We start from the raw sequence: 16,555 nt of genomic DNA, 5'->3' as shown, positions 1-16,555 counted from the left end.
CAGGAATAGGGTTTGCCTGTGCAGTTGCGATACCAGTTCCGCGTCTACCCGACGCCCGGCCAGCAGGACATGCTGGCCCGGTCGTTCGGGTGTGCGCGGGTGGTATTCAACGATGCACTGCGCGCCCGGCAGGACGCATACGAGGCCGGGGTGAAGCTCGCGGACACCGACGTACAGAAACAGGTAGTCACCGCAGCGAAGAAGACTCCACAGCGGGCGTGGCTGGCCGAGGTGGCGTCGGTAGTGCTGGTGCAGGCCTGCCAAGATGCGCGGCGCGCGTACCGGAACTGGTTCGACTCGATGTCCGGCAAACGCAGGGGCCGCAGGGTCGGTGCGCCGCGGTTCCGGTCCCGCAAGGACAACCAGCAGTCGCTCCGGCTCACGCGCAACGGATTCTCGATCCGCCGGAACCGGAAGCTGTATGTCGCGAAGATCGGCGAGCTGAAGGTGGCGTGGTCGAGGGATCTGCCGTCCGACCCGTCGTCGGTGACGATCATCAAGGACTCTGCGGGCCGGTACTTCGCGAGTTTCGTCGTCGAGGTCGACCAGGCTCCACTGGCCGAAGTCGATTCCGAGGTCGGTATCGACCTGGGGCTCACCACGTTCGCTGTCCTGTCGGATGGCAAAACGATCACGTCGCCGAGGTTTCTGCGGCGTGCGGAGCGCACGCTCCGCAAGGCGCAGCAGACCCTTTCCCGCAAGGAGAAGGGGTCGAGCAACCGGGCCAAGGCGCGCCGGCGTGTCGCCAAGGCGCACGCCAAGGTGGCCGATCCGCGTCGCAACTTCGCGCACCAGCAGTCCACGGCGATCATCCGCGACAGCCAAGCGGTGTACGTCGAAGACCTGGCGGTGTCGGGGCTGGCGCGCACTCGGTTGGCGAAGTCGGTACACGACGCCGGGTGGGGCATGTTCATCCGGATGCTCGAGGAGAAAGCCCGCAGATACGGGCGGACCTTCGTGAAGATCGACCGCTGGTTCCCGTCGTCCCAGACCTGCTCGGCGTGCGGAGTGGTCGACGGACCGAAGCCGTTGTCGGTCCGACAGTGGCAGTGCACAGCGTGTGGCGTGGTCCACGACCGCGACCTGAACGCTGCGAAGAACATTCTCGCCGCCGGACGGGCGGAGAAACGAAACGCCTGTGGAGGGACCGTAAGTCCTGCCGCGTAGCGGAAGGCACGTCCCAGTGAAACAGGAACCCACCGAAGCGGCGCACCGTGCCGCTGTAGGAATCCTGGTCGTTCACGGCCGGGAGGACGTCAATCCCGGTGCGCTGTCCCGTCCGGCGGGAGGACCCCGTACCGGGGCCGCGCCGCCGCAGCTACCTTCCGGAAGGTCACGAACCGACAGCGAGAGGGGTTGCGCGATGGCGCGGATGGCAGGCGGCGCGGTACTGGTCACCGGCGCGGGTGGCGGCATGGGGCGGGCGCACTGTATCCGTCTCGCCGAGGAGGGGGCCGACGTCGTCGCGCTCGACCTCGCCCACGACGCCGCCCTCGCCGCGACTGCCGACGCGGTCCGCGCGACCGGTCGCGCGTGTGTCACCGCCGCCGCGGACGTGAGCGACGGCGACGCGCTGCGCACCGCCGTCGACGGCGCGGTGACCGCGCTGGGCCGTCGGCTCACCGCGGTGATCGCCAACGCAGGCGTGTACGACACCCCGGGACCGTCGTGGACCATCGACCCGGCGGTGTGGGCGCGTTCGCTCGACGTCAACCTCACCGGTGTGTGGCACACGGTGCAGGCGGGAGTCGCGCACATGACGGATGCGGGTGGGTCGGTCGTGATCGTCAGCTCGACCGCGGGGATCAAGGCGATTCCCACGGCGTCCCACTACAGCGCCGCCAAGCACGGCGTCGTCGGGCTGGCCCGCACCCTCGCGAACGAGCTGGGCGCGCGCTCGATCCGGGTGAACACCGTGCACCCCGGCTCGGTCGCGACGCCGATGATCCTCAACGAGCGCACGTTCGCGAACCTGTGCCCCGGCCTCGACGACCCCACCGAGGCTGACGCGGCAGCCGTCCTCGCGTCGCGAAACCTGCTGCCGGTGGCGTGGATCGCCCCGGAGGACGTGAGCAATGTGGTGCTTTTCCTCGCGTCCGACGAGTCGCGCTACATGACCGGCAGTCAGCTCGTGATCGACGCGGGACTCACGCAGAAGGTGTGAGCTCGGCCGGCTCCGGCACACGATCCTCGCTCAGGCACACCGACCGCAGCACGCGGTGGTAGGTCGCGAGACCGTAGAGGTTGGGCGCGTTGATCAGCGGGAACGGCGACGGCAGGAAGCTGAACGGGTTGACCGACACGTCGGTTTCCATGGTCTCACCGGTGACGGCGTCTGCCAGCGAGACCGTGACCTGGCCCCACGCGAGCTGCATCACCTGCGTGGTGAGCGAGTACGCATACCGTGCGGCGGTGAGCGACTTGTCCACGGTGAGCTCGCCGAGCGGCACGAGCCCGACGTCGCCCTTCTGCTCGATCAGGTTGTCGGTGAGCCCGATCAGCGCGTCGGTGGCGGCGCCGCCGACGTAGGGCACGAAGCCGAGCGCGAGCGAGAGCACCGATTCGATCGTGTCGAAGTCGTCGGGGTTCTCCGGGATCAGATTCGACGGCACCATGAGATTGGCTGCCGCCCAGCGTAACCGGTAACCCATATCGGTGGCCTGTGTGCGGGCCGCGGCGTCGGGGGCAGTGGTTTCGAGGTAGCTCACGGTGCGGTCGACGACGCGCGAAAGCGTCATGTCCGACACCGGCGCGCACGTGCCGTCCGACACCGCGAGGGTCGCCGCGAGTTCCTCGACGAGGGGCGACGCGCGGAACCCGTTGTCGGTAGCGGCATCCGGCTCGCCCGCTCCGTCCAGGCGATCGGAGCCGGCATCGGCGACACACCCACGCTCGAGCGTGCTCTGCGTCGCCCGGTAGATCGCCTTGAAGCCGAACACACCTAGCTGCAGCGGCAGCTTGATCAAGGTGCCGACGCTGACGCCCGGAGCGACCTGACCGATCGACGGGATCATCCCCGCGACGATCGTCGTCGGCACGAGGGTCGTGGTGTAGATGAGGAAGTATGCCGTCTCGATCGCCTGCCCGAGGGTGAGCCTCTCGACCGGGATCGACTGTGCGGCGACGCCGTCGCGCACGTTCATCAGCTGCGTCACGACGTACGTCGCGACGGGATCGTTGGTGGTGTTGACGCCCGCCTCCGGGTCGTCGGAGAGGGTGCGGCGCGGGTTCGAGACCGACAGCATCGACACGCGCGCCTGCTCCATGCGGGTGTGTGCCTCGTCGCGCAGCTGCGGCACGACATCGTGGAACTCGGCGGGCAGGATCGGCAGCGCGGTGTCGAGCACCGCATCGAACACCGCGCCGAGCGTCGCGTCGTTCGCGCCGACGCACTGCGGTTCGGCGGGAACCGGTTCGGGCGCGGGTCGAGCCGCAGCCGGAACCACGACGCTGCACACACTCGTCCCGATCACCGCGACCAGCGTCGCAGCCCTCCACGACCAGCCTCGCACCGGCTACTCCCGTTCTCTTCGCCGCCCGGCGGACGCGGGCGGAGTGCGCATCGAGCAGGGCGAGCGCCCACGATGTCAGGCACAAGATGCCACATCACGGCCGCGCGCGGTACAGCCACGTTCGCCGGGATGCGAATTCGTCCGGTGTCCCGCCCACCTGGTGGGAGACAGGGTGTCCGCCGGACCGACTCGATTCCTACCGTGTCGTCATGGCTGCTGTGGAAACGGGGACGGAAGCGCACACGAACAGGCCCGGTCGCGTCGCGGGCAAGGTCGCGCTGGTGACGGGTGCGGCACGGGGGATCGGCCGTGCACAGGTGCTGCGGTTCGCGCAGGAAGGCGCGGACGTCGTCGCGCTCGACCTGTGCGGGCCGGTCGAGACGACCGTGACGCCGCCCGCCACGCGACAGGATCTCGACGAGACGGCCAGGGCCGCCGCGGCGTTCGGCGCGAAGGTCGAGGCGCACGTCGTCGACGTGCGGGACCGGGACGCGCTGCGGGACGCGGTCGACTCCGCGGTCGCGGCGCTCGGCGGCCTCGACATCGTGTGTGCGACTGCGGGCATCACGTCGTCCGCTCCCGCGCTCGAACTCGACGAGCAGTCGTGGCGCACGATGCTCGACGTCAATCTCACCGGCGTGTGGCACACGTGCACGACGACGGCGCCACATCTGATCGACCGCGGCGGCGGCGCGATGATCCTCACGAGCTCGATCGCAGGCCTTCGCGGCCTCGTGGGGGTCGCGCACTACACGGCCGCGAAGCACGGTGTCGTCGGTCTGATGCGTTCACTTGCAAGGGAACTCGCGCCGCATCATGTGCGCGTCAATTCGGTGCACCCGACGAATGTCGACACCGCCATGATCCAGAATCCGGCGGTGCGCGCCAAGTTCCGGCCCGATCTGGCCGACCCCACCCGCGACGAGTTCGCCGAGGCAGCGACCACGATGAACATGCTGCCGATCCCGTGGATCGAACCCGTCGACGTCGCGAACGCCGCGCTCTTCCTCGCGTCGGACGAAGCCCGCTACGTCACCGCCGTCGCGCTCCCGGTCGACGCGGGCAGCACCCAGCGCTGAGCGTCAGTAGCCGACGGTGAACCGTTCGCGGAAGTGCGTCGGGTTCTCGATCTCGTCGACGAACGCCTTCGCGAAATCCGCACCCGCGATGCTCGACGTCCCGTCCGGCTCGGTGAGCAGTACATTGCCGCCGAGCCGGTAGGTGCCGCGCGCGGGAGGATCGGCGTAGGCGCCGTACTCGGCGGACGGGCTCACGTAGAACCAGTCGACGTGCTCGAGGGTGCGTTCGAGTTCGACGAGCACGGCGTACATGCCGCGTGCCTCGGGTAGGTATTCCGCCGGGAAATCGGCGGTGTCGATCAGGCGTGGCCCGCCGGGGGAGACGTGCAGCGACGCCGCACCGCCCACGACGCCGAGCCGGATCTGGTGCCGCGCCGTGGCCTCGGCGATGTCGCTGATCGCCTCGTACAGGCTGCGGCCGTCGAGCTCGCGGCCGGGCACGGCGACGACGAGCGCGTCGGAGTCACGCGCGAGGGCGTCGACGAAATCGGTGTCGTACAGGGTGCCGCTTCGCGTCGTGACGTGTTCGCCCGGCTCGACCGACGACACGTCGCGTGCTGCGGCGATGACGTCGAAATCGCGTGACACTGCTTCCGAGACGAGGTGCCGGCCCGTGTACCCGGTGGCGCCGACGACGGCGATCGTGGTCATCTCCCGAGGGTAGCCCGCGGTGCACGCCGCGCGGCGCGAAAACTCAGCGTCCGAACAGCGACCGGATGAGCCCGCGGCGCGGCTGCGGTTCGTCGGTGCACGTGCACCGCTGAGCCGCGGGCACGCCCGCCATCACGGCGTCGACGTGGCGGCCGCAGCCGCCCCAGCCGGTCTTGCCGCATCGGGAGCACGCGACGGGATAGCACATGGTGAGGGTCCTTTCGGGAAAAGCGGGGGAGCGGGGTGAGTGGGATCAGGCCGGCACGTGGGCGTCGGCCCACGCGCTGTACCCGCCGAGCAGATCGGTGACGCCGTCGAAGCCGTGCGCACGCAGCAGCGACGCCGCGACGCTCGAGCGCCAGCCGCCCGCGCAGTGCACGACGATCGGCTTGTCCGCGGGCACGGCGCCCAGCCGTGCGTGCAGCTGTGCGAGCGGTATCGCGACGGCGTCGGGGATCGTGCCGAGCTCGCGCTCGCCCGGATTGCGGATGTCGACGAGCGTGACCGCGTCGGCGGCGAGCAGCGCCTCGAGTTCGGCGACCGTGGTGCGCCGGGCGGGCTGGACGAGGTCGGCGAGGGCATCGGGGAAGCGGCCGTCGCGGCCGACCGTGAGGTGGCCGATCGTGTTGTCCGAACCGATGCGGGCGAGGCGCAGCGCGGCGTGGCGGGCTTCGCCCGGGTAGGTGACGAGGACGAGCGGCGCCCCGACCTCCGCGACCATGCCGCCGGTTTCGGCGAAACGGCCGTCGAAGCCGACGTTGACGCTGCCGCGCAGATGCCCCGCGGCGAAATCGTCGACACTACGGGCGTCCACCACCCGGATGCCGGAGGCGAGGGCATCGCGCACCCGGCCGGGCGTGAGCTCGTCGATGTCTCTGCTCGCCGAGAACAGCGGGTGCACGGCCTTGTTCATCGCGACGTCGGACGAGAAGTAGGTGGGCGCCGCGGGCTGCCCCGCCGTGAGCATCGCGACGAACTCGTCCTCGGGCATGGCCTGCACGGACGGATTGGTGCGACGCTGCTCGCCGATCGTCGAGGTGAGTTCGGTCGACAGGTTCTTGCCGCACGACGAGCCCGCGCCGTGTGCGGGCATGACGGTGGTCGCGTCGGGCAGCGCCAAGAGGGTGTCGTGGATCGTGCGGTACATCGCGCGGGCCAGATCACGTGTGCTCTCGTCCGCATCGGCCGACTCGCTCAGATTGGCGAGGTCGGGTCGGCCGACGTCACCGATGAACAGCGAGTCGCCGGTGAGGACCGCGGTGGGCGCGGCGCCCGCGCGTTCGCGCACGACCACCGAGATCGATTCCCACGTGTGGCCGGGCGTCGAGAGGATCTCGAGGTCGACCTCGCCGAGCGACAGGTGCTCGCCGTGCACGAGCCGGCGGATCGGGTACTCGGTTTCGGCGGCCTCGCCGAAACCGATCCACGCGCCGGTGGCGTCGACCAGCTCGAGGTGCCCGGACACGAAGTCGGCGTGGAAGTGCGTGTTGACGACGCCCTCGACGGTCAGGCCGTGGCGTGTGGCGTCGTCGAGATAGTCGGTGACGTCGCGGCGCGGGTCGACCACGATCGCGCGGCCGGTGGTGGAGTCGCCGATCAGGTAGGACGCGTGCGACAGGCACTCGAGGTAGTACTGCTCGACCAGCAACATCATGTCTCCTCTCCGGGTGGGATCGGTATACCCCTGTAGGTATGTCTACCATGGTAGCAAGACATACCCCCAGGGGTGTGATCGTCCTTCAAGGATCGCCCATCGAGGGAGGAGTGAATGTGCTGGCGCTGACCGTCGTGCTCGCGATGCTGGTCGGAGTCTCGCTCGGCCTGCTCGGCGGCGGCGGTTCGATCCTCACGATCCCGCTGCTGGCGTACGTCGCGGGCATGGCCGTGGACGACGCGATCGCGACGTCGCTGCTCGTCGTCGGCGTCACCAGCGTCGTCGGCGCGGTGTCGCACGCTCGCGCGGGCCGGGTGCGATGGCGCACCGGGCTGTTGTTCGGCCTCGCCGGCACGATCGGAGCACTCGCCGGCGGTCTCGTGTCCCGCGTCGTGCCGGACACGGTGCTGCTCCTCGCATTCGCCGTGATGATGATCGCGACCGCCGTCGGGATGCTGCGCGGGCGCCGAACCGCGACGCGGCGATCCGTGCCGTCGACCGCGACGATCCTGCTGCTGGGAGTGGCCGTCGGCCTGATCACGGGCCTCGTCGGTGCGGGCGGCGGCTTCCTCGTCGTGCCCGCGCTCGCACTGCTCGGCGGACTCCCGATGCCTGTCGCCGTCGGCACGTCGCTCGTGGTGATCGCGATGAACACCTTCGCCGGTTTCGCGGGCCACCTGTCCGCCGTGTCGATCGACTGGCCGCTCGCCGGTGCGGTGACCGCGGCCGCGGTGGCCGGCGCCCTGGTGGGTGGACGGCTCACCGCGCGTGTCGACTCCGACGCGCTACGCAAGGGCTTCGGCTGGTTCGTCCTCGCGATGGCGTCGGTCGTCCTGGCGCAGGAACTGTCGCCTGCGGTGGGCATCGCGGCCGCGGTGCTGGTGGCGGTCGCGGCTGCGATGTCGTGGAACTGCAGTCGGAGGCCGCACTGTCTGGTGCGGCGGTGGGCGGTGCGGCTACGCGTGCCCGCGCACGCGTGAGCCGGGGCCGACCGAACCCGGGGTCACGCCGGGTCCACGAGGACGCATCGTGCCCCCGTGTAGATCGTCGGCATGCACTTGTTGCAGTGGATGCACAGCGACTTCGTGTCCGACTCCTTCGCGATCCGGTTGATCAGATCCGGTTCGCGCAGCAGGGCGCGCGCCATCGCGACGAACTCGAAACCCTCCGCCATCGCGGTGTCCATGCCCGCGCGGTCGGTGACGCCGCCGAGCAGTACGAGCGGCATCGACACCGCATCTCGGATCTGCCGGGCCTTCTCCAGCATGAACAGCGGCTCGTAGGGGTACTCGCGCAGGAACATGCCGCCGGCGAGATGGATGCCCGCCTTGAGCGGCTGCGGCATCACGTTCGCGAAATCGTGGACGGGGGCGGCGCCCTTGAACAGGTACATCGGGTTGAGCAGTGAGCTGCCGATCGTCAGCTCGATCGCGTCGAGGCTGCCGTCCTCCTCGAGCCACTTCGCGACCTGGATCGCCTCGTCGATCCAGAAGCCACCCGGTACGCCGTCGTCCATGCTGAGCTTCGCGAGGATCGCGATGCGGTCGCCGACCGTCTCGCGGACCGTCCGCGCGGTCTCGCGCACGAGCCGCGCCCGGTTCTCGAGCGAGCCGCCGTAGTGATCCTTGCGCCGATTGAGTTTGGGGCTCAGGAACGAGCTCGCGAAATAGTTGTGACCGAAGTGGATCTCGACCGCGTCGAAGCCCGACTCGATCGCGAGTTCGGCCGCAGTGCCGTGCGCGAGCCGGATGCGTTCGATGTCGTCGAGGGTCGCGGTGCGAATCGGTCGCATGCTGAGCGGGCTGAACGCGCGAGTGGGCGCGAGAGCCGGGTAACCGGTGAGCTTTTCGTTCGCCACCGGGCCCGCGTGGCCGATCTGCGCCGACACCGCCGCGCCCTCCGCGTGCACCGCATCCGTCAGCCGTCGCAGACCCGGTACCGCTTCGGGGCGCATCCAGATCTGGTTGCCCTCGGTGCGTCCTTCCGGGGCCACCGCGCAGTACGCCACCGTCGTCATGCCGACGCCGCCCGCCGCGGGCGCACGGTGGTACTCGATCAGGTCGTCGCTCACCAGCGCGCCGGGCGTGCGCCCCTCGAATGTCGCCGCCTTGAGGATGCGGTTGCGCAGCGTGATCGGGCCGAGAGTGGCGGGTTCGAGGACGTCGGGAGCCTTCGTCATGGTCGAGTTTCCTCTGGGTCGACGTGGAGCGGATGGACTGATGGATGCCGGTGGGCGGCTATTCGAGCCGGCCGGGCACCGGGTAGCTGCGGGTGGTGAGGACGAGCTTGCCCTCGGCGACCTCGGCGTCGATCGAATCGCGCAGTGCGGTGCACGTCGGGCGGCTCGCGTCCGTCTCGCCGAGCGACGTGCGCGCCGAGAACTCGGCGCACACGCGCTCGCTGTCGGCGAGCCACTGCACGCTCGTGTGCTCCTCGCTGTACTTCTCGGCGAGCACACGGTTACCGCACGTGCGGCACGTGACCGATTGCATGGTCATGGCGTCATCCCTGCTGCATGTCGCCGGGAGCCCAGTACGCGCGCATGCTCGTGATCAGCCCGTCGGCGTCGAAGGTCATCGTCTCGATCGGCTCGACGACGAAGGTCCGCCCGCCCGCCTCGGTGGCGATGCGGAAGTGGAATGCGGCGCTGTTCCCGGCGGCGCGCAGGGTGAACAGTTCGTAGGTCACCTTCGCGTTCGCGATCGCGCCGTAGAACTCGGTGATGGCCTCGCGCCCCTGCCGGGGCTCGCTGCCGACCGGGTCCTCGAGGGTCGCGTCCGGCGCGTACAGCGCGCCGATCGCAGCCGGGTCGCCGCTCGCGACGGCGTCGAGATAGCGCACGACGGCGGAACGGAGTGCTTCGGGCGAAAAGGTGTCGGCTGCAGTCATGGGCGGAAGCTATCGCCCGCCCGTGCACCGTGTCGGCGGCAATCCCGTGCAGCGGGACTCGGCTGGACGAAATCGCAGGAAAGTGCCACTGAGTGGGCACTGCGATGCCGGTGAACCCGCGTCACGGTAACCGGTTGTTAGGCTTTTCCCGTGTCCGAATCCGCGCCGGAACCCGAGCTCACGTACCCCGCGCTGCCCGCGACGAGCTGGGCGGTCCTTGGCATGCTCACGTTCGGCGAGGAGCTCTCGGGCAACGACGCGAAGAAGTGGGCCGACTGGAGTGTCGGCTTCTTCTACTGGAGTCCGTCGGTCAGTCAGGTCTACAGCGAACTCAAGAAACTCGAGTCGCTCGGGCTCGTGCGCTCGCGCAAGATCGCCGAGGCCGGCGTGCGCGGCAGGCGCGTCTACGCGATCACGCCCGACGGCATCGCGGCCGTGCAGGCGTGGTCGCGCGACGCACCCGTCGAGATTCCGGTGCTCAAGCACAGTGTGCTGCTGCGTATCTGGATGGGTCACCTGAGTGATCCCGAACGGCTCAAGGAACTCGTGGCCGCGCACATCGACAACATCGACGACTTGCGCAGGCGTGCACAGTTGCACTACGACCACTCGTCCCGCGAGCCGTCGTGGTCGTATCCACGGCTGAGCCTGCTGTGGTCGGTGCGCTACTTCGAAGCCGAGATCGACCTCGCACGCCGCCTGCTCGACGACATCGACGACGCCGCGGCCGGTTTTGCGGCCGTCGAACGCACCGACGCCGCCGGGATGCCGCTGCCCGTGGAGCCGGGTCACTGGCGCAGCGTCGAGGACGTCGTGCGCGATGTCTCCGCGCACGAGCGCGCGACCGGGTCGTGAACCACTAGGCGGGGGTGCGCGCACCCGCACGGGCGGGCCAGGCACTGCGACGTTGCATCGTCGGCGTCACGTGGACGCGGCTCGTCTCGTACGCGCGCCAGATCTCGGCCGCCGCCATGCGCACCGGGCCCGCGAGCCGATGGTCGAACACCATGTGCGCGACCGGGCCGCACACGGAGATCGCCGCGACGGGGGCGTCCGCAGGCCCCACCGGGGCGCCGACGCATCCGAAACCCCGTACCGATTCCTCTTTTTCGAATGCGACACCGCGATCGTGGACGCGCAGGAGTTCCTGGTCGTGCGCCACGGCGGCCGATCCGGCGAGCAGTGCCTTGCCCACTGCGGTGCGTCGGGCCGGCCTGCGTGCCCCGATGCGGGTGGGGACGACGCTGCTGAAGCGGCCGCCGATCTTCTCGAGATAGACGATGTCGGGGCCGTCGAGCACCGCGAGATGCACGACGTAACCGGTCACCCGGTGCAGTTCGTTGAGCGTCGGGATGGCCGCGGCGTGCAGCCGGTCCTGGTGGACGGCGAGCGAGCCGAGCTCGACGAGCCGCATCCCGAGCTCGTAGTCGCGGCCTTCGCGGCGCAGCCAGCGCATCTGGACGAGCTGGTCGAGCATCCGGTGCGCCGACGAGCGTGGCAGTCCGGTGCGGCGCACGACGTCGGACAGCGTGAGCCGGCCCGGACCGTCGAACGCGTCGAGAACCGACGACACGCGTTCGAGAACGGCGGTGGGCGCGGAGACAGGGGCGTGGGGGGCTGCGGGTGGCCCGGGAACGGCGGGTGTCTCGGAAACTGCGGTGGGGAACGGCGACGACGGTGTCATGGGATCTCCTCACGAAGTCCTGGCATGCGGGCGAGCGGAGCTATCGCCCTGACATGGGTATTTCGATTAGGAATAGTCCCACGTGCCGACGTGATTGTGAAGTGGATCACGAAAAAAACCCCGCGACCGTTTTACGGTCGCGGGGTTCGTGCACGTCGAACCGGGTTACCCGCCGGTTCGATTTCGGGTCACATCGCGGCGAGCGGCTCGCTGCCCGACCAGTCGTGGCCCCAGTAGCTGTCCGCCGTGATCTCCTCGGCGCTGTAGTGCGCCTCGTCGACCTTCATGCCGTCCGTGCCGAACTCGATGTCCCACCCGCCGGGAGCGCGCACGTAGAACGACACCATCTTGTCGTTCGTGTGCCTGCCGAGCGTCGACGACAGCGAGAAGCCGTCCTTCGCGACGCGATCGAGCGCCTGGCCGACCGCGTCGAGCGTGTCGACCTCGACCATCACGTGGATCAGACCCGGTGCCCCGCCGTGCGGGGCCGGGCACAGCGCGAGGCTGTGGTGCCGCTCGTTGATCCCGAGGAAGCGGATGCGCACCGGACCGAACTCCGGCGGTGCCGGGATGCGGAATGCGCCGCGCGGAAGGAAGCCCAGTACATCCGTGTAGAACTCGAACGACGCGTTCGGGTCCAGCACGGGCAGCACCACGTGACCGAGACCCTGCGAACCGGTCACGAACCGTGAGCCGAAAGGCGTCACGACGGGGCTGTGGTCGAGCACGGCGCCGTGGAAGACCTCGAGCGTCGTGCCGTTCGGATCCTGGAAGGTGATCACTTCCTCGACGCGCCTCGCATCGGCCTCGTCGAGTGACAGCGGCTTGACCGCGACGCCCGCGCGCTCGACGGCCTCGCGCACGTTCTGCAGGGCCGCGTGGTCGCGCACCTCCCAGCCCACCGCGATCACCTCGTCGGTGTCGCCGGGAACGACGACCATGCGCGCGGCACGCTCGTCCATGCGCAGGTACAGCGCGTTCTCGTCAGGGCCGGTGCCTTCCGCGAAGCCGAGGACGTCGAATGCGAAGGTGCGCCATCGTTCGAGGTCGGTGGTCTGGATCTTGACGTAGCCGAGAGCTTTCAGATCGGTCATGGCGAATGCGTCTTCCGTGTGAGAGGGGGAGAGGAGTCAGATCATCGAGCGGAGCGGGCCCTCGGGCTCCGCGCCGAGAGTGCTCAGCGTCGCCGCGTGGAACACGGTGCCGGGCACGTGGATCGCGTGGTGCAGACCGGCGTGTGCGTCCCGCCAGAACCGTTGCAACGGCTTGTCCATCCGCAGTGCGTTGCCGCCGCAGCGCGGGTAGACCCGGTCGATCGCGTTCACCGCGCGCCACGCCGCCTGCACCTGCGTCTGCCGGCCGATCGCCCGCTGCTCGAAGGTGGGCGTCCTGCCCGCGTCCACCAGATCCCACATCCGGTCGACGTTCGCGAGCAGGGTGTCGCGCGCGCCCTGAAGGTCGGCGGTGGCCTCGCCGATCGCGAACAAGGTGTACGGGTCGTCCTTGATCCGCGTGCCCTGCGCGTTGATGCGCTCGGCCTGGTATTCGTTGGCGTGCCGCAACATTCCCTCCGCGATGCCGAGCACCGCGGAGGTGATGCCGAGCGGGAACATGTTCGACCACGGCATCAGGTACAGCGTCTCGGTGCGTCCGTAATTGCGGACGGCGGTGCCGTCGATCACCTCGTCGCAGTCCATCACCCGGTAGTCCGGCACGAACGCGTTCTCGACGACGACGTCCTTCGAACCGGTGCCGCGCAGACCCATCGTGTCCCACGAGTCCTCGATGATCCGGTAGTCGCTGCGCGGAATGACGACGTGCAGCATCCGCGGAGGATTCTCGGGTGTCCCGTCGGCATTGCACGCGAGCGCACCCAGGAAGGCCCAGTCGCAGTGGTCGGTACCGGACGAGAACTGCCAGCGGCCCGAGAAGGTGTAGCCGCCGTCGACCGGGATGCACAGGCCGCCGGGCATGTACGGCGACGCCATCCACGTGTTGTCGTCGTCGCCCCACACCTCGGCCTGGACACGAGGATCGGCGAAGGCGAGCTGCCACGGGTGCACGCCGACGATGCCGTGCACCCACCCCGCCGACGGATTGAGCGACGCCAGCCGCATCACCGTCTCGGCGAACTCGCGCGGGTGCGACTCGAAGCCGCCGTACTCCTTCGGCTGGAGCATCTTGATCGCGCCGGCTTCCTTCATCTTCTTCGTCGTGTCGTCGGCGACACGGCCGAGGCGCTCGGCCTCCTCGCCCTCGACGAACAACTCGTCGGCCAGCGCGTCGATACGAGCCATCACTTCGTAACTCATGGGTGTTCCTTCGTTCGTGCGGGGGAATTCGAGGAGGTAGCGGGTGCTGCCGGTTCGGACGCGCTACTGCGCAGCACCGAGTTCTTCGTGTGCGGCGAGGTTCTCGGCGACTTCCTTCTGCCAGCTCTGGACGGCGCGCGTCGTGTCGATCTCGAACTCGAATCGCGCGGTCATGTCGTCGGTGACGTCCGCGGCGTCGACGTAGAACTGCTGGTACCAGCGGCGCAGCTGGTAGACCGGGCCGTCTTCCTCGGACAGCAGCGGATTGTCGATGGGCGCCTTGTTCTTCCAGATCTCGACGTCCTGCTCGAAGCCGAGCTGCACGCCCTCGGCGAACTGCGCCGCCATGCCCTCGGACTCCTCGTCGGACAGGCCCGGGAGCTTCTTGACGATCGCGCCGTACTGCAACACGAATTCGTTGTTCGATACCGGGTAGTGGCAGTTGATCAGCACCGTCTCGATCGTCTGCCCGTTGGCATCCGATTCGAGCCAGTCGATCATGTACGCGGGGCCGAAGTACGACGCCTCCGACCGCAGTTCGGCGTTCGGGTCGTCGTAGTTGGTGCCCGAGATGACGTCTTCACGTCCGGTCGAGTTCATGTACTGCGTCGCGACGTGCCCTTCGAAGACGTTCTTGAAGTAGCGCGGGAACGAGTAGTGGATGTAGAAGAAGTGCGCCATGTCGACGACATTGTCGACGATCTCGCGGCAGTGGGAGCCCTTGATCCGCAGCGTCTTCCAGGACCAGTCGGTCCACTCGTCGGTACCGTAGCCCTTGATCTCGGGGATCGTGACGCCCTCGGGCGGCGGATTGCCTTCGGGGTCGTGCCACACGAACAGCTGGCCGTTGCGCTCGAGCGTCGTCCACGCGCGCGTGCGGGCGAGCGGGGGCACGCGGCGCGCGTACGGGATGTCGGCACACTTGCCCTTGCCGTTCCACCGCCAGTCGTGGAACGGGCACGCGATGTCGTCGCCCTTGATCGTGCCCTGCGCGAGATTGCCACCCATGTGCCTGCAGTACGCGTCGAGCACGTTGAGGCCGCCCTTGCTGTCCTCGAAGACGACCAGGCTCGTGCCGAACACGTCGATCTGATGCGGCTCACCGTCCTGGAAGTCGCGCACCAGGCCCAGCAGGTGCCAGCCGCGCGCGAAACGGGTGGGCGCCGCGGCGGCCTCGATCGTGCGGACCTCCACCTCGTCGGCCGTGGTGGTGTTCGTGCTGGTGGGGGGATGGGAAAGCTGGGTCATCGACGAGCTCCTCCGTAACTACCGGCAGGCAGGCCGGTGCACTGTGATGAAGCTCATACTGTCTGGGTGCGCGTCTCGGCGGGAGGGGGTATTCCCGCTGGATGGAAGCGTGCTCAGCTGGGACTCGGCACCACCACGACCGGCGACACGCTGCGCGTCAGGATGCGCGCGGCGACCGCCTCACCGAGCATCCGGTCCATGCGCGCGAGCAGCCCGCGCCGCGGCGCACCGAGCACGATCCACGTGGCGTCGACCGCGTCCGCCCGGTCGACCAGCACGTCGACGACGTCGCCCGCGGTCGCCTCGAAGGCCCACGCCGCGTCGTGCGCGTCCACGATCTCCGCGACCCGCGCCCGCAGTCGCGCGACACGATGCGCCGTGTCGGGCTCCCAGCGAGCCGCATCCGGGTCGAGCGGCGTGTCCCCGAGGTCGAGCACATGCACGACCACCACCGCGGCGTCGAGCCGGGCCGCGAGGCCCGCTGCGTGCTCGAGCGCCGCGATCGACGCGTCGTGGCCGTCGAATCCGACGACGAGGGTGTCCTGCGAAGTCATGGTGTCTCCCTTCAGGTTCTCCCGGTCACAGCGCCACGGCATCTGTGCTCAGCCCGATCGCCGCGGCCGCGGCGGTGACCGCGACGCTGCCGAAGACGTTCGCCGCGCCCGCGGCCGCGCGACCCTGCTGGACCAGGCGTACCGACTCGAAGCTCGCGGTACTGAACGTCGTGTACCCGCCGCAGAATCCGACGCCCAGCACCTGCTGCCACTGCGGCGCCGCGTCGTGGAACACCACGATGCCCGTGACGACGCCGAGTACCAGCGAACCACTCACGTTGACCGCGAGCGTGCCCCACGGGAATCTCGCCCCGACACGGGCTTTCACCACGCCGTCGACCATGAAGCGACACACGGCGCCCGCGCTGCCCGCAGCGCACACGAGCATCACGACGAGCCACGACGGCACCGCATCCCACGTCATCTCCGCCCCCGGCCCCATCGTGCAGCGCACGCGATGCCGAGCGCCGTCGCCGCGAAACCTGCCGCGAGCGTCGCAGCCGCGTACGACAGCGCCACCGCGGCGTGGCCGTCGTGGACCAGGAGGTCGATGTCGACGGCGAACGCGCTGTACGTCGTGAACGCCCCCAGCAACCCGGTGCCCACGCCGAGCCGGATCGTCTGCCGCAGACCCGAGTCGGTCCCCGAGCGGACCAGCAGTTCGAGCAGTGCCCCCAGGACGAACGCGCCGACGACGTTGACCGAGAACGTGGCCCACGGCCAGTGTCCGCGTTCGGTGGGCAGCAGCAGCCCGACGCCGTAGCGTGCGAGGGTGCCGAGCGCACCGCCGGCGGCGACGGCCGCGAGGGCGCGTCCGCGCACATGCAACGGCGGCGCGACCGCGTGCGTGGGGTGGTGGTTCACGAGACGGACTCCTTCCTGTGAGTGGAAGGAGCCATCAGCCGGCACCGGACGGTGCGGGCGGTTCGGGCACGGTGCCCCGGCGGGATCCATCGCCGCCGGACAGCATAT

General features: G+C 69.3%; 19 protein-coding genes and 1 riboswitch. Of the genes, 5 read left to right on the top strand and 14 right to left on the bottom strand.

Translation table 11 applies throughout. The features are described 5' to 3' along the window. Positions 1 to 18 precede the first annotated feature (18 nt). Positions 19 to 1,167 (top strand): RNA-guided endonuclease TnpB family protein, encoded by a 1,149-nt coding sequence (locus HCA44_RS10860; protein ID WP_169648561.1) that lies wholly within the window; start codon positions 19 to 21, stop codon positions 1,165 to 1,167. 196 nt (positions 1,168 to 1,363) lie between these two features. Then, on the top strand, positions 1,364 to 2,164 hold the full coding sequence (locus HCA44_RS10855; RefSeq protein ID WP_169648560.1) for an SDR family oxidoreductase: 801 nt from the start codon (positions 1,364 to 1,366) through the stop codon (positions 2,162 to 2,164). Here the strand turns inward: HCA44_RS10855 and HCA44_RS10850 are convergent. Beyond that, positions 2,148 to 3,473, bottom strand: a complete 1,326-nt coding sequence (locus HCA44_RS10850; RefSeq protein ID WP_169648559.1) for a hypothetical protein — start codon at positions 3,471 to 3,473, stop codon at positions 2,148 to 2,150. The two genes, HCA44_RS10855 and HCA44_RS10850, sit on opposite strands and share 17 nt — an antisense overlap. 248 nt (positions 3,474 to 3,721) lie before the next feature. On the opposite strand from HCA44_RS10850, the gene HCA44_RS10845 reads away from it, so the two are divergent. Next, on the top strand, positions 3,722 to 4,591 hold the full coding sequence (locus HCA44_RS10845; protein WP_169648558.1) for a mycofactocin-coupled SDR family oxidoreductase: 870 nt from the start codon (positions 3,722 to 3,724) through the stop codon (positions 4,589 to 4,591). Between the two features lie 3 nt (positions 4,592 to 4,594). Here HCA44_RS10845 and HCA44_RS10840 read toward each other — a convergent pair whose 3' ends face one another. From HCA44_RS10840 to HCA44_RS10830, 3 genes are read right to left on the bottom strand one after another with little or no spacing between them, the layout of a single operon-like run. Further along, positions 4,595 to 5,242, bottom strand: a complete 648-nt coding sequence (locus HCA44_RS10840; protein WP_169648557.1) for an NAD(P)H-binding protein — start codon at positions 5,240 to 5,242, stop codon at positions 4,595 to 4,597. 43 nt (positions 5,243 to 5,285) lie between these two features. After that, positions 5,286 to 5,450: a hypothetical protein gene (locus HCA44_RS10835; protein WP_169648556.1), complete on the bottom strand. Its 165-nt coding sequence runs from the start codon at positions 5,448 to 5,450 to the stop codon at positions 5,286 to 5,288. Between the two features lie 45 nt (positions 5,451 to 5,495). Further along, the gene (locus HCA44_RS10830) at positions 5,496 to 6,890 is read right to left on the bottom strand and encodes a rhodanese-like domain-containing protein (protein WP_169648638.1); all 1,395 of its coding nucleotides are present in this window, start codon (positions 6,888 to 6,890) and stop codon (positions 5,496 to 5,498) included. 122 nt (positions 6,891 to 7,012) lie between these two features. On the opposite strand from HCA44_RS10830, the gene HCA44_RS10825 reads away from it, so the two are divergent. Beyond that, positions 7,013 to 7,876: a sulfite exporter TauE/SafE family protein gene (locus tag HCA44_RS10825; protein WP_169648555.1), complete on the top strand. Its 864-nt coding sequence runs from the start codon at positions 7,013 to 7,015 to the stop codon at positions 7,874 to 7,876. Positions 7,877 to 7,899: 23 nt separating this feature from the next. Here the strand turns inward: HCA44_RS10825 and HCA44_RS10820 are convergent, their stop codons facing one another. The 3 genes from HCA44_RS10820 to HCA44_RS10810 are packed head-to-tail and all read right to left on the bottom strand — an operon-like array spanning position 7,900 to position 9,785. Beyond that, a complete protein-coding gene (locus HCA44_RS10820) occupies positions 7,900 to 9,075 on the bottom strand; it encodes an NADH:flavin oxidoreductase (RefSeq protein WP_169648554.1) in 1,176 nt (391 codons plus the stop codon). A gap of 58 nt (positions 9,076 to 9,133) precedes the next feature. Further along, the gene (locus tag HCA44_RS10815) at positions 9,134 to 9,388 is read right to left on the bottom strand and encodes a hypothetical protein (protein WP_169648637.1); all 255 of its coding nucleotides are present in this window, start codon (positions 9,386 to 9,388) and stop codon (positions 9,134 to 9,136) included. Positions 9,389 to 9,398: 10 nt separating this feature from the next. Beyond that, the gene (locus HCA44_RS10810; RefSeq protein ID WP_169648553.1) at positions 9,399 to 9,785 is read right to left on the bottom strand and encodes a nuclear transport factor 2 family protein; all 387 of its coding nucleotides are present in this window, start codon (positions 9,783 to 9,785) and stop codon (positions 9,399 to 9,401) included. Between the two features lie 222 nt (positions 9,786 to 10,007). On the opposite strand from HCA44_RS10810, the gene HCA44_RS10805 reads away from it, so the two are divergent. Beyond that, positions 10,008 to 10,640 (top strand): PadR family transcriptional regulator, encoded by a 633-nt coding sequence (locus HCA44_RS10805; RefSeq protein WP_169648636.1) that lies wholly within the window; start codon positions 10,008 to 10,010, stop codon positions 10,638 to 10,640. 4 nt (positions 10,641 to 10,644) lie between these two features. On the opposite strand, the gene HCA44_RS10800 is transcribed toward HCA44_RS10805, so the two are convergent. The 7 genes from HCA44_RS10800 to HCA44_RS10770 all read right to left on the bottom strand — a co-directional run bounded on the left by HCA44_RS10800 (position 10,645) and on the right by HCA44_RS10770 (position 16,447). Next, positions 10,645 to 11,469, bottom strand: coding sequence for an IclR family transcriptional regulator (locus tag HCA44_RS10800; RefSeq protein ID WP_169648552.1), 825 nt, complete (start codon positions 11,467 to 11,469; stop codon positions 10,645 to 10,647). Between the two features lie 188 nt (positions 11,470 to 11,657). Continuing rightward, the gene (gene bphC, locus HCA44_RS10795) at positions 11,658 to 12,563 is read right to left on the bottom strand and encodes a biphenyl-2,3-diol 1,2-dioxygenase (RefSeq protein ID WP_169648551.1); all 906 of its coding nucleotides are present in this window, start codon (positions 12,561 to 12,563) and stop codon (positions 11,658 to 11,660) included. Between the two features lie 36 nt (positions 12,564 to 12,599). Beyond that, a complete protein-coding gene (locus HCA44_RS10790) occupies positions 12,600 to 13,781 on the bottom strand; it encodes an acyl-CoA dehydrogenase family protein (RefSeq protein WP_169648550.1) in 1,182 nt (393 codons plus the stop codon). Between the two features lie 63 nt (positions 13,782 to 13,844). Beyond that, positions 13,845 to 15,029: a Rieske 2Fe-2S domain-containing protein gene (locus tag HCA44_RS10785; RefSeq protein WP_169648549.1), complete on the bottom strand. Its 1,185-nt coding sequence runs from the start codon at positions 15,027 to 15,029 to the stop codon at positions 13,845 to 13,847. A gap of 113 nt (positions 15,030 to 15,142) precedes the next feature. Then, entirely contained in the window at positions 15,143 to 15,583 is a 441-nt protein-coding gene (locus HCA44_RS10780; protein ID WP_169648548.1) for a universal stress protein, read from the bottom strand. A 25-nt stretch (positions 15,584 to 15,608) separates the two neighbouring features. Further along, positions 15,609 to 16,007 carry a fluoride efflux transporter CrcB gene (crcB, locus tag HCA44_RS10775; protein ID WP_240945437.1) on the bottom strand — a complete coding sequence of 133 codons (399 nt, stop codon included), beginning with the start codon at positions 16,005 to 16,007 and terminating at the stop codon, positions 15,609 to 15,611. Then, on the bottom strand, positions 16,004 to 16,447 hold the full coding sequence (locus HCA44_RS10770) for a CrcB family protein (protein ID WP_346764668.1): 444 nt from the start codon (positions 16,445 to 16,447) through the stop codon (positions 16,004 to 16,006). Before HCA44_RS10770 ends, crcB begins: the two co-directional genes overlap by 4 nt. A gap of 18 nt (positions 16,448 to 16,465) precedes the next feature. Next, positions 16,466 to 16,550, bottom strand: a riboswitch (Fluoride riboswitch). Positions 16,551 to 16,555: the final 5 nt, after the last annotated feature.

Origin of the sequence: Rhodococcus sp. HNM0569, assembly GCF_012726205.1 — a bacterium.
Lineage (GTDB): Bacteria > Actinomycetota > Actinomycetes > Mycobacteriales > Mycobacteriaceae > Rhodococcus_F.
Note: the sequence above shows the minus strand (reverse complement) of the source record. Positions and strands in the feature narration are given on the sequence as shown.

What these genes read in the sequence shown, in the direction of transcription:
- HCA44_RS10820 (WP_169648554.1), bottom strand. Translation starts at nt 9,075, where the DNA reads ATGACGAAGGCTCCCGACGTCCTCGAACCCGCCACTCTCGGCCCGATC.
- HCA44_RS10855 (WP_169648560.1), top strand. Translation starts at nt 1,364, where the DNA reads ATGGCGCGGATGGCAGGCGGCGCGGTACTGGTCACCGGCGCGGGTGGC.
- HCA44_RS10845 (WP_169648558.1), top strand. Translation starts at nt 3,722, where the DNA reads ATGGCTGCTGTGGAAACGGGGACGGAAGCGCACACGAACAGGCCCGGT.
- HCA44_RS10780 (WP_169648548.1), bottom strand. Translation starts at nt 15,583, where the DNA reads ATGACTTCGCAGGACACCCTCGTCGTCGGATTCGACGGCCACGACGCG.
- HCA44_RS10810 (WP_169648553.1), bottom strand. Translation starts at nt 9,785, where the DNA reads ATGACTGCAGCCGACACCTTTTCGCCCGAAGCACTCCGTTCCGCCGTC.
- HCA44_RS10785 (WP_169648549.1), bottom strand. Translation starts at nt 15,029, where the DNA reads ATGACCCAGCTTTCCCATCCCCCCACCAGCACGAACACCACCACGGCC.
- HCA44_RS10790 (WP_169648550.1), bottom strand. Translation starts at nt 13,781, where the DNA reads ATGAGTTACGAAGTGATGGCTCGTATCGACGCGCTGGCCGACGAGTTG.
- HCA44_RS10835 (WP_169648556.1), bottom strand. Translation starts at nt 5,450, where the DNA reads ATGTGCTATCCCGTCGCGTGCTCCCGATGCGGCAAGACCGGCTGGGGC.
- crcB (WP_240945437.1), bottom strand. Translation starts at nt 16,007, where the DNA reads ATGACGTGGGATGCGGTGCCGTCGTGGCTCGTCGTGATGCTCGTGTGC.
- HCA44_RS10805 (WP_169648636.1), top strand. Translation starts at nt 10,008, where the DNA reads ATGCTCACGTTCGGCGAGGAGCTCTCGGGCAACGACGCGAAGAAGTGG.
- bphC (WP_169648551.1), bottom strand. Translation starts at nt 12,563, where the DNA reads ATGACCGATCTGAAAGCTCTCGGCTACGTCAAGATCCAGACCACCGAC.
- HCA44_RS10815 (WP_169648637.1), bottom strand. Translation starts at nt 9,388, where the DNA reads ATGCAATCGGTCACGTGCCGCACGTGCGGTAACCGTGTGCTCGCCGAG.
- HCA44_RS10840 (WP_169648557.1), bottom strand. Translation starts at nt 5,242, where the DNA reads ATGACCACGATCGCCGTCGTCGGCGCCACCGGGTACACGGGCCGGCAC.
- HCA44_RS10800 (WP_169648552.1), bottom strand. Translation starts at nt 11,469, where the DNA reads ATGACACCGTCGTCGCCGTTCCCCACCGCAGTTTCCGAGACACCCGCC.